The 10,627-nt window shown below is 45.8% G+C and carries 17 protein-coding genes; 5 read left to right on the top strand and 12 right to left on the bottom strand.

All coding sequences use genetic code 11. The features are described 5' to 3' along the window. The 8 genes from FH968_RS03205 to csgB all read right to left on the bottom strand — a co-directional run bounded on the left by FH968_RS03205 (position 1) and on the right by csgB (position 4,034). Entirely contained in the window at positions 1 to 249 is a 249-nt protein-coding gene (locus FH968_RS03205) for an acyl carrier protein (protein ID WP_139877324.1), read from the bottom strand. 19 nt (positions 250 to 268) lie between these two features. Continuing rightward, complete coding sequence (locus FH968_RS03200) at positions 269 to 541, bottom strand: phosphopantetheine-binding protein (protein WP_139877322.1); 273 nt, start codon at positions 539 to 541, stop codon at positions 269 to 271. Positions 542 to 556: 15 nt separating this feature from the next. Continuing rightward, a complete protein-coding gene (locus FH968_RS03195) occupies positions 557 to 1,327 on the bottom strand; it encodes a 1-acyl-sn-glycerol-3-phosphate acyltransferase (protein WP_139877320.1) in 771 nt (256 codons plus the stop codon). Next, positions 1,327 to 2,049, bottom strand: a complete 723-nt coding sequence (locus FH968_RS03190; protein ID WP_139877318.1) for a beta-ketoacyl synthase chain length factor — start codon at positions 2,047 to 2,049, stop codon at positions 1,327 to 1,329. The genes FH968_RS03195 and FH968_RS03190 overlap by 1 nt, the downstream gene beginning before the upstream one ends. 214 nt (positions 2,050 to 2,263) lie before the next feature. Next, positions 2,264 to 2,575, bottom strand: a complete 312-nt coding sequence (locus FH968_RS03185) for a type 1 fimbrial protein (RefSeq protein ID WP_139877316.1) — start codon at positions 2,573 to 2,575, stop codon at positions 2,264 to 2,266. A 110-nt stretch (positions 2,576 to 2,685) separates the two neighbouring features. Continuing rightward, positions 2,686 to 3,015 carry a curli assembly chaperone CsgC gene (gene csgC / locus FH968_RS03180; RefSeq protein ID WP_139877313.1) on the bottom strand — a complete coding sequence of 110 codons (330 nt, stop codon included), beginning with the start codon at positions 3,013 to 3,015 and terminating at the stop codon, positions 2,686 to 2,688. Positions 3,016 to 3,087: 72 nt separating this feature from the next. After that, positions 3,088 to 3,531 carry a curli major subunit CsgA gene (gene csgA / locus FH968_RS03175; protein WP_139877311.1) on the bottom strand — a complete coding sequence of 148 codons (444 nt, stop codon included), beginning with the start codon at positions 3,529 to 3,531 and terminating at the stop codon, positions 3,088 to 3,090. Positions 3,532 to 3,578: 47 nt separating this feature from the next. Next, positions 3,579 to 4,034, bottom strand: coding sequence for a curli minor subunit CsgB (gene csgB, locus FH968_RS03170; protein ID WP_139877309.1), 456 nt, complete (start codon positions 4,032 to 4,034; stop codon positions 3,579 to 3,581). Between the two features lie 790 nt (positions 4,035 to 4,824). Between csgB and csgD the strand changes: the two genes are divergently transcribed. Genes csgD through csgG form a run of 4 tightly spaced genes read left to right on the top strand, consistent with a single transcriptional unit; the run spans position 4,825 to position 7,184 of the window. Then, entirely contained in the window at positions 4,825 to 5,490 is a 666-nt protein-coding gene (gene csgD, locus FH968_RS03165) for a biofilm master transcriptional regulator CsgD (protein WP_139877307.1), read from the top strand. Positions 5,491 to 5,494: 4 nt separating this feature from the next. Next, positions 5,495 to 5,884 (top strand): curli production assembly/transport protein CsgE, encoded by a 390-nt coding sequence (gene csgE / locus FH968_RS03160; protein ID WP_139877305.1) that lies wholly within the window; start codon positions 5,495 to 5,497, stop codon positions 5,882 to 5,884. A gap of 9 nt (positions 5,885 to 5,893) precedes the next feature. Next, the gene (gene csgF / locus FH968_RS03155; RefSeq protein WP_139877302.1) at positions 5,894 to 6,310 is read left to right on the top strand and encodes a curli production assembly/transport protein CsgF; all 417 of its coding nucleotides are present in this window, start codon (positions 5,894 to 5,896) and stop codon (positions 6,308 to 6,310) included. Between the two features lie 40 nt (positions 6,311 to 6,350). Beyond that, the gene (gene csgG / locus FH968_RS03150) at positions 6,351 to 7,184 is read left to right on the top strand and encodes a curli production assembly/transport protein CsgG (RefSeq protein ID WP_139877300.1); all 834 of its coding nucleotides are present in this window, start codon (positions 6,351 to 6,353) and stop codon (positions 7,182 to 7,184) included. Positions 7,185 to 7,243: 59 nt separating this feature from the next. Here the strand turns inward: csgG and FH968_RS03145 are convergent, their stop codons facing one another. The 4 genes from FH968_RS03145 to ghrA form a co-directional block, all read right to left on the bottom strand. Continuing rightward, the gene (locus FH968_RS03145) at positions 7,244 to 7,723 is read right to left on the bottom strand and encodes a DUF1097 domain-containing protein (protein WP_139877298.1); all 480 of its coding nucleotides are present in this window, start codon (positions 7,721 to 7,723) and stop codon (positions 7,244 to 7,246) included. A gap of 107 nt (positions 7,724 to 7,830) precedes the next feature. After that, entirely contained in the window at positions 7,831 to 8,385 is a 555-nt protein-coding gene (locus tag FH968_RS03140; protein WP_139877296.1) for a molecular chaperone, read from the bottom strand. Between the two features lie 196 nt (positions 8,386 to 8,581). Continuing rightward, positions 8,582 to 9,319, bottom strand: a complete 738-nt coding sequence (locus FH968_RS03135) for a phosphatase (protein ID WP_139877294.1) — start codon at positions 9,317 to 9,319, stop codon at positions 8,582 to 8,584. An 81-nt stretch (positions 9,320 to 9,400) separates the two neighbouring features. Then, positions 9,401 to 10,342 (bottom strand): glyoxylate/hydroxypyruvate reductase GhrA, encoded by a 942-nt coding sequence (ghrA, locus tag FH968_RS03130; protein WP_139877291.1) that lies wholly within the window; start codon positions 10,340 to 10,342, stop codon positions 9,401 to 9,403. A 98-nt stretch (positions 10,343 to 10,440) separates the two neighbouring features. Between ghrA and FH968_RS23810 the strand changes: the two genes are divergently transcribed. Then, positions 10,441 to 10,627 (top strand): hypothetical protein (locus tag FH968_RS23810; RefSeq protein ID WP_223271276.1); only part of this gene is annotated, 187 nt, incomplete at its 3' end.

Genomic DNA, 10,627 nt, shown 5'->3' with positions numbered 1-10,627 from the left:
TTACGACCCGCTTTGTAAACGCTCAACGGCGTCTACAACATCCTGTACGGTGCGTACCGCTTTGAAGTCGTCCGGTTTGATTTTTATACCGCTGCGTTTTTGTAGATGCACGACCATATCGACCGCATCAATGCTGTCGAGATCCAAATCTTCGTAAAGACGGGATTGCGGAGTAATTTGTTCAGGAGAGAGTTCAAATAATTTAACCAGTAACCCGGTGACTTCCTGATAAATATTTTCTTTATTCATAGCGTACTCGTGGTTTCAATCAGGCGCTGTGCGCAGGGTTTTGACTTTTAATAAATTTGGCCAGATTCGCAACAGAGTAAAAATGTTCACGCATCTCTTCGTTTTCAGCAGATAACACCACACCATAGCTTTTTTTAACGGCCAACCCCAATTCCAGTGCATCAATGGAATCGAGTCCGAGCCCGTCATTGCCAAATAACGCGGCGTTACTTTCAATCTCATCAACGCTTATCTCTTCCAGATTCAGGGTGTCGATAATGAGTTGCTTAATATCGGTCTCTAAGGATTCCATATAACCATCCGAGTCTTAACGAGGGTCAGGAACCAGTTCCTGACCTAAATATTGGCTAAGGCGGCGCGCCGCAATTGCGCAAGCACCGTCATGACTTGCCATAAAACTTTGACTGTCGATCCGCTGTTTTACGCTGACGGTAATCATCGGCTTGCGCGCCGGGATTTGGTACCAGCGACTGTGTTTATCCAGGTAACGCTGGTCACAGTGAATATGTACCAGACGCAATTCGCAGCCGCTGCGTACAGCAATATTAGCCGCACCGCGCTGGATAACCAACGGCTCGCCCGGGCGCGTGCGCGTACCTTCCGGGAAAATCAGTATCGCCTCCCCTGCCGCCAGGCGCTTCTGGCTTTCAGGAAGCAATGTTTCACCCTGGCTGTTTACCAGGTAATCCGCTGCTCGTATCACGCCACGAAAACAGGGGTTGTTCACCAGACTGGCTTTTACCAGGCAGCCAATATGTGGCGCCTGAGAAGCAATAAACACGTAGTCCAGCAGCGTCGGATGGTTGGCAACAATCAAACATCCACGATCGTTTGCTAATTGCTCGCAATTTTCAAAGCGGTAGTCGAATACCCCAAGGCCACGTCCGATACGTAAAAATAGACGGAAACTCGCGGCAATGCTAAGGCGCGCAACCTCACGACGTTGACTATTATTGCGCACAAACACTAACAGTAAATTAAACCACACCAGCGAAAGCAACAGCCCGCCGCTACCAAACAGAATAAACAGCCAGCCGGTCATCAGTACACGCCAGCACCATTTCATGCGCGACCACATTAATGTCGGCTCCAGTGCCAGGCAAGACGTTCTCCGGCTACGGTGAACGTTTGTTGTTCGCTCAACCAGCCGTGGAGAAATACCAGACCCTGTGGTAAATCGACGGGTTCGCTCATTCGACAAGGAACCGTTTCACACTGGATCTGCGACCCCGCCTCCAAAAGCAAACCAACTGCAAACGGCATGTTAACCGGTTGCCCCGCAAGATGGTCGTGATAAAACTCCGGTATCAGGCCGTCGAAATCCACCAAGAGTACGCGTTGATACCCGGCGTGATGCAACGATGCCACTTCTACTAGCGCCTGCGCAAAGCTGTCATATCCGGCAGAGACTGAAGATGAGACTAACGCCTGTTGAGCCGTAATCGTGGTATTACCCACTGCTGAATTGTGTACCGACATCGCAAAATCCGTTGGCGAAAGGCTTTCTCGTTGGGCAAGTGCGGTCAATATTCGGAAATTTCGCTCCAGCTCACCGTGACGGCTGGAAAAAACAAGAGCATCTGTTTTTTGTCGGGACAAAATCGCCAATGCACAATCAACCGCAAGACGGCTGCCAGACGCCAGGCGGCGGGCGGTCATCATCGGCAAATGGCGGCTTTTAGCAAGCGGGGCCGTAATATCAATATCGGCACAGGTTTTCCCCCATGCCTGCCAGGCATCGCTTTCAGATAAACCAGCGGCACTGGCCTGCCAATCGACAATGTTAAACGCAAGCTTCATGTTCAGTACCAGTATTCATCCAGGACGCCTGTCAGATATATCTTGTGGCATATCTGCCGACTATAAAATAAGTCTTAATTTTGCGAGATTTTTCTCAAGCTGATTATATTTCATGCGTCAGGAGTTCACTAACGGCGGAGAATAGTAACAAAAAAGGCAATTAAATAAATACTTGAGATCACTCCAAAGACCTACTTCTCGTAGGCCTTTGATTTTAACGGTAGGTCACTTCCACAATTGCCAGCGTACGCTTTTCATTGAGGTAATGTAGTTTGGTAGAAAACGGGAGGTCGCTGCTGGGCTTGAATTGATTAAGCTGGTTGAATGCAACCGTCTGCACAACAGGCTTGCCGCTTTGCGAGCAGGAAAACTTAACCGATTGCTCCTGAGGTGATAGATGGCATCCATCTTCGACTATCATCCCCCGGAAATTAATCACACCATCGCTGGCATGCGCGTTAAATAAAGGAAAAACGAGAGCTAGCATGGGTAAAAGCATTGAACATTTTAAGTTTACTGTTTTCACGCTATGTACTCCTCAACTAAGTGGTATGAGGGTTATCGGCACAAAACGGTTAGAACTACAGTTAAACTCTGGCATATAGATGGAATAAATCTACATGCCCGTAACATTAATTAAACTTTGCCGGGTGATGACCATTGTTTTTCCAGATGAATATCTTTTCCGTCAGAGACGGTAACCATAATAGTTACGCTGTCTCCTGGAGAAAGCGTCAGACTCATACGTGATAATTTGGTCGGCTCATGACTCTTGATAAAAATATGATTACTCTGGCTACTGTTGCTTTGCCCGGCACTACCCGAACTCTGAGCTGTAAGTTTGACCATACATTGGCAGTCCTGGGTTAAAGTCGCCACCGGCACAATGGTATAAACATTTCCTTGCTGCTGGGTATCAAATGTGAGCTGGTTACCGAGAGCTGCAAGTAATAATAAGGTATGCATAATTTCCCCTCCCGATTAAAAAAGAAAAACAGGGCAACAAAGGCCCTGTTTTTTTATAGTGCATAACTTCAATTAATGCTGTTGAAGATTCGCATGGTTATTATAGCCAACTTGCGTCAAATCAATTGAAGAGGCAGCAGCTGTTTGGTTAACAATCGCGCCGTTTTTAGCACCATATTGGCTAACATCGATGGTAGAGCCTTTGGCTTCCCATTGGTCGATGGTTGCATTGTTACCATAACCTTTTTGCAGCAGGTCAACAGAAGCGTTATCCGCGCCCTGGCCTACATCTGCACCATTCGAAGAACCGTATTGTTTAATATCAACAGTTGATTTACGAGCATCAGCCTGCAATGCAGTAACGTTGTTATTTGCACCGTGTTGGTACACTTTCATTGTTGATTCTGGGCCGCTGTCGCCGCCACCATGGCCGGGCCAGCCAAATTGAAGATCTGATGCCATTGCACTGCTTGAAACCACCACTGCTGCGATTGCTGCGATTTTGAAGAAATTCATGGTGAAACCCCCATTGTATTGAGAATGTTAGTCCAAATGGTCATGTATTAACGTTGAATAACGCGTACTGCCATTTGAGACTGTTTCTGTACAACAACTGCTGATTTTTGTGTGCCTTGTTGAATAATGCTTGCTCTATTAGCAGAACCTTGCTGAATAATAACAGCTGCATTACCAAACGAGTCTTGCTTAATATCTGCATCATTGCCGTAGCCGGTTTGTGATACATAAGCAAAGTTATAACTCCCTGATTGATCGACATTCGCACGGTTAGCAGATCCAGTCTGACTAACAACCGCTAATTGCCGGGTTCCATTTTGGTCAACATTAGCACTATTATTATTACCATATTGACCTACTATCGCTGCCTGATTGAATGAACTTTTGCTTAATTCATTTGTAGCAAAGTTATATTCTGATTTTGCGAGGTCAGGATTATTCGCAAACACATAACCAGGGGCACCCAGCAATGCAAACATCACAAATAACGATCTGTTCTTCATGTTGTCACCCTGGACCTGGATGCAGCCATTGAAATAATTATTTCAATTCTAACTGCTGGCTAGTTGTTAACGCTAGCGACGAAAGGTTATTGCTGCGTTACGGAAATGAGTATGTCTGTCGAAACAATTTAAATATCTCACCCGCATGTTGTATTTTTATATTTCCACTCATTACAAAGTATGAGTTAAATAAAAAAAACCAAATACAACAAAGAGTTCTTAATCGATCATTTTAATTCTTTTCATGCTTTTAAAATTATCACATTAATCAAGCCTGACTTTGCCGTTTGGTTGGATTCATAGAGAGGTTCTTCGCAATTTTTAGCGTGCATTTGTCACGAAGATGAGTTTTCTTAAGAGATGAGAGGATGTGGAATGTAACTCTAATAATTTACATATGTTAAGTTTAAAAACACTCAACACAAAAAATACAAAATCCATAAAAAACATTAAGTTAAAAACATTTGTATGATTTTTAAAACTGTGCAATTTATAATATGTGTACAACTTTAGTATTAAATCTAAATAGAAAAAACATTCGTATGAAACATTTAAATATTGCAAGTTACATTTTGTAACAGCTTTAACACTTGCTTTAAGATTAGTAACCGCTAGATTGAAATCAGCAGTAACATTTTGATTAACACATTAAGTCAGGACGCAACTTAGCGTTATTTGACAGTGTTATATTAATTTCAAACACAGCAGTGCAGCACCTTTCAGTACCTCTGGTGGATTAACTTTCTGTTAATTCAGCTGATTGATGCGCAAACTCGGATGGAGTTTCATCATGTTTAATGAAGTCCATACAATGAATAGCCAGGTGTTAAATGCTCAGACATTATTGTTGATCACAAAACCCTCGCTACAAGCGACTGCGTTATTACAGCACCTAAAGTCTTCACTCTCTATAAATGGGAAACTCCATAATATTCAACGCTCTCTTGAAGATGTCGTCGGTAATGTTGTGGTGCTTTTCGATATGGTTGAAGCCGATAAAAAGCTGATTAACTATTGGCAGGATAACTTAAGTCGCAAACATAACAGTATTAAGTTGTTGTTGTTAAATACTCCTGAAGAGTATCAATTCCGTGACATAGAAAATTGGCCACATATCAATGGTGTTTTTTATATGTCTGAGGAAGAACCGCGTGTGGTAGAAGGTATTCGTGGCGTGATGGAGGGAGAATGTTACTTCTCACAAAAGTTAGCTAGCTACCTTATTAATCACTCAGGAAACTATCGCTTCAATAATGTTGAGTCGTCCCTTCTGACTCACCGTGAAAAGGAAATACTTAATAAATTGCGAATTGGCGCATCGAATATCGAAATTGCCCAGTCGTTATTTATAAGTGAAAACACGGTTAAAACGCATCTCTACAACCTTTTCAAGAAGATATCCGTAAAGAACCGCACTCAGGCGGTTTCCTGGGCTAACGACAACCTCAGGCGATAAAGCGATGAAATTACACGCTGCTTTACTGCTGGCGTCGGCATTAGTCTGCGCCTCCGGGGGTGTACGAGCTGTTGAAGTGGAAATCCCCGGATTATTAACGGATCACACCGTTTCATCTGTGGGGCACGACTTCTATCGCGCCTTTAGTGACAGGTGGGAAAGCAGCTTTACCGGAAATTTAACGATAAATGAACGGCCCAGTGCTCGTTGGGGAAGCTGGATAACCATAACAGTCGATCAGGATGTCATTTTTCAGGCTTTTCTATTCCCCTCAAAACGTGATTTTGACCGCAACGTCAATTTCGCACTGGCTCAAACAGAACAAGCGATTAGTCGCCGGCAAATTGACAAAACATTGTTGAGTACTGGCGATTTAACTACCGACGAATTCTAGGAGGCTGTCATGCGTATCACTCATGCAGTTCTGTCATTACTGCTTATTTCGCCCCTTTCATGGGGTGGAAATATGACGTTCCAATTCACTAACCCGAATTTTGGCGGCAACCCCAATAATGGCGCTTTTTTACTCAATGAAGCACAAGCTCAGAACTCGTATAAAGACCCTAGTTTTGATGACAATTTTGGCATTGAAACCCCGTCAGCCCTGGATAACTTCACTCAGGCTATTCAGTCTCAAATATTAGGTGGTTTGTTGACCAACATTAATACTGGCAAACCTGGGCGCATGGTAACCAATGATTTTATCGTTGATATCGCTAACTCTGATGGGCAGCTGCAATTAAATGTGACTGACCGTAAAACAGGGAAAGTATCAACTATTCAGGTTGCTGGATTACAGAATTCATCTACTGACTTCTAGTGAATCTTAAATAATCAAAAAGTATTTAAGGATAAACATCATGCAGCGTTTTCTTCTCATCGTAGCGGTGTGTTTATTGAGTGGCTGTTTAACCGCGCCACCTAAAGAAGCTGCTAAACCTACACTTATGCCTCGGGCACAAAGTTATCGTGATTTAACCCATTTGCCGGAATCAAAAGGTAAGCTGTTTGTCTCGGTTTATAATATTCAGGATGAAACCGGGCAATTTAAACCTTATCCTGCAAGTAACTTCTCAACTGCCGTGCCACAAAGTGCGACCGCAATGCTGGTAACAGCATTAAAAGATTCGCGCTGGTTTGTTCCGCTAGAACGTCAGGGCCTGCAAAACCTGTTGAACGAACGTAAGATCATTCGTGCAGCACAGGAAAATGGCACCGTCGCAGAGAACAACCGTAGACCACTTGAATCTTTAGTGGCGGCAAACGTGATGGTTGAAGGTTCCATTATCGGTTATGAAAGCAATGTGAAATCTGGTGGTGTTGGCGCGCGATACTTTGGTATCGGTGGCGAGACACAATATCAGTTGGATCAAATTGCAGTTAACTTGCGTGTAGTAAACGTTAGTACTGGTGAAATATTATCATCAGTAAATACCAGCAAAACAATTTTGTCTTATGAAGTGCAGGCCGGGGTATTCCGTTTCATTGATTACCAACGACTGCTGGAAGGTGAAATTGGCTATACCACCAATGAACCTGTCATGATGTGCTTGATGTCAGCGATTGAAACAGGGGTTATTTATCTGGTTAATGATGGTATTAACCGCGGCTTATGGGATCTGCAAAACCCGAAAGATGTTAACAACCCAATACTCGCTAAATACAGAGAGATGTCCGTCCCTCCTGAATCCTGATAATCATCAGGTAATAAAAAACCAGCCTCGGTGGCTGGTTTTTTTATTTATTCGGCTCTCTACTCAGTGATGGCTTGAGATTCAGGTTTCGCTTTTCGCGCCGCCAACCACATCCCGCTGTTTTTCATTGCAAAGCCAAACACCAGACCCAGCAGTAAAGAAGGCACAACAATTCGCCACTCACCCTGGTTTGCAAACGTTGCGCAAGCACCGATAAACGTCCCCGGAACAAACGACAACAGCATATGTTTGGCCTGCACACACATCAAGAATGCTACGACGCCGGTAACCATGTAACCCAGGATTTCCATATGCGGGGCCAGTGCGCTACCGTGAATGATCACCTGCGCCCACAACACACCGCTACATAGCGTGCATGCAGAAATGAAAAGTCCCTTTATACCGCCCTGCGGACACGCAAAGTACGCGGTACAACCAAGGAAACCTGCCCAACTAAGAAGGCCGAGACTTACCGCAACCCAACCCCAAAGGCCGGAAAGAATACCGGTGGTCAATGCCAGAGAAATAAGTATGTTCATAGCGGTATATCATAGCAGAGCCTTATGGTTCGACTACGATCTACCGCACATTTTTTGTAAATCAAAAATAAATGTTGCAGTATAAATGTGATACGCATCACACCACACTATTCATCGTCAGACTCTTCCAGCTCATCACGCATCGCCTGAATAGCTTCACGGCTGATTAACGCCAGCGTGCGGTAGAACGCGGTAGTTGAGTGCGCTTCTACTTTGCCGAGGAACGTACCCGCCCACGGCATCAGGTAATCGTCAAATAAGCGAACTTGCGCTTCGAATTCATCTTCCTGTGATTGATCTTCCAGCCAGGAAGCAGCCAACAACAGCGTACCAAAATGATCGGCTGGGGTATCCGCAAGCGGCATACCGCGTTCCTTCAGAAACTCACGTACATCGCCTTCATGACTACCCGCTTCCCATGCTGAACGATACGGCGGAACGCTGCATTCTTCACCAACAAACAGCGCGTTATAATCAGCGGCTAGCTGCTGAGGATCGCAACTTTGTTGCAGACGAGTCAGTAACTCGTCTTGTTCCAGCGGCCAATGTTCCGCCAGCTTGCCTTCACGGATCATCGTCAACAACGGGACTAACAACGGATCCTGAGGTTGGCGGTAAAACAGCGATCCTAATATGCGGCAAATAATTGAAAACTCATTCATGCTGACTGTCCATTTAGTAATAACTGAAAGTATATATACGCTAAATAATTCGAGTTGTGGGTAGGCGGCAAGCGCTGGCCCGAAGGGTGAGCCTCATGGACGAGGCTCATAATCCCCAGGAGCTTCCTTGAGTAAGTGCCTGGGGTAAGCGAGTACAACCAACACCCCCACACCTCGAAGTATGACGGGTATAAATTTAAAGTGTGGCGAATTCATCAATTGGCGTCATGCCACGCGACTCAAGAAAACCGAGCATACGGCGAACGGAAACATTCAGAATACGTTCTTCCGGGAACTCAACTTCTGCCAGAACCTTCAGGCATTCATCAAAATCCCCGAGGGTAAATGCGGTATGGGAATCAGACCCCAACGATAACCAGCCTCCGGCATCACGCACTGCGGCGGCTATTGCCCGGCAGTTCGGACCACTGCCCTTGCGTGAATGCGTAAACGAGGAGTTATTCAGCTCCAGCGCGACGTTATATTTCGCTGCTGCCTGCGCTATGGCAGGAATATCGACCGGGAATTTCGGGTTGCCTGGGTGACTGATAATGTGAACGTTACCGCTCGCCATCGCTGCAATCATCGCTTCGGTGTGAGTTGCGCTATCCTGCGGTGGGAAAACAGGTTCATGAAAACCAGCAATAATCAGGTCCAGCGCATCCAGCATCGGGCCGGTACAGTCGATTTCACCCGCGGTATTTTTAATATTGGCTTCGATACCACGTAAAATACCGACACCATTAACCACACGTGGCCAGATACGCATATTCACAAAATGCCAGTAATGCGGCGCATCTGCCATGTCGGGGCCGTGATCGGTAATAGCGAACAGTTTGACCCCTTTGCTTTTAGCAATGGCGATGTAGTCATGAAGGGTGCTGTAAGCGTGAGTACTAGCGACGGTGTGCATATGCAGGTCAACGGGATACATGGCTCTCTCCTTTTATCTCTTTCCCGCAAGGATAGCAGTTATCGCCGTTGTTTTTTAGCCCAGCCAAAGCCGGGCATAGCATTAATAGCCGTGATACAAAGAGACTTGTCCGCTTGGTGACTCGCCATTTTCAATTTGACGGATAGTTTTGGCGATATATGCCATCGCTTCTTGAGGACGTGTGACTGCCGCCAGATGAGGTGTGATGGCAATGCGAGGATGCTTCCACAACGGGTTGTCCTGCGCAAGCGGCTCTTTAGCAAACACATCAAGCATCGCGCCTTTTACTTTGCCACTTTCAAGGGCTGCCAGCAGATCGCTTTCTACCAGATGCACGCCACGCGCCAGATTCATGACATACGCACCATCTGCCAGTTGGTTGAGCAATTGGCTGTTAATAATGCCGACCGTTTGCGGGGTGTTTGGTAGTAGGTTGATCAGCACGCGAGTGCCATTAAGGAAGTCACCCAATTGTTCCGTCCCGGCAAAGCTGGTTATTCCCGGATAATCTTTTTTACTGCGGCTCCAGCAACGCACCGGGAAACCCCAGGCAGCAAGGCTTTCTGCCACTTTTCCACCTAATACACCGGCCCCGAGCACGCCAATCGTAAAGTCTTCGCGACGATAATCCTCCAGCGGCTGCCATTTTGCCTGTTGCTTTAATGCCTGATAATCATCAAAGCGGCGGAACCAGTGCAACACCTGGCTGACCGCGTACTCCTGCATTTGCAGCGCCATACCGGTATCTTCGAGGCGAAAGAGTGGAACACCTTTTGGCAGCATATCTGGATGAGTCTGAAGTTTACTCAGGATAGAATCCACACCTGCGCCCAATGCAAACACCCCTTTCAGTGATTGGCGTCCGCTGAGCATTTCCACTGGCGGATGCCATACCAGCGCGTAATCAGCTGGCTGGTTGTCGCCGGGATGCCACTGGCGAACCGTTGCATCGGGAAGTTGCTGTTGCATACCGTCCAGCCAAAGTTGTGTATCAAATGTCGGGTGGTGAAAAATAATATCCATACTTTCTCCATTTATTCTTAGACTTACGCGCAGCCCTTAACAATACATAAGATGAATGTAATAAAAAACTAGCACGTACTGTTGTTTTAAGAAGCAAGTTGTTTGAAGTTTGGCTAAACGCACCAGATTTACTAAAAAGTGAATTGACGCAGCCCGCACTTTTCCCTACATTAGCGCCCGTTCCAGCTGTACAGGAACAACAAAACGGTGAGGTGTCCGAGTGGCTGAAGGAGCACGCCTGGAAAGTGTGTATACGGCAACGTATCGAGGGTTCGAACCCCTCTC

Origin of the sequence: Buttiauxella sp. B2 (assembly GCF_006376615.1) — a bacterium.
Lineage (GTDB): Bacteria > Pseudomonadota > Gammaproteobacteria > Enterobacterales > Enterobacteriaceae > Buttiauxella.
This window is presented reverse-complemented; position numbering and strand designations above follow the sequence as displayed.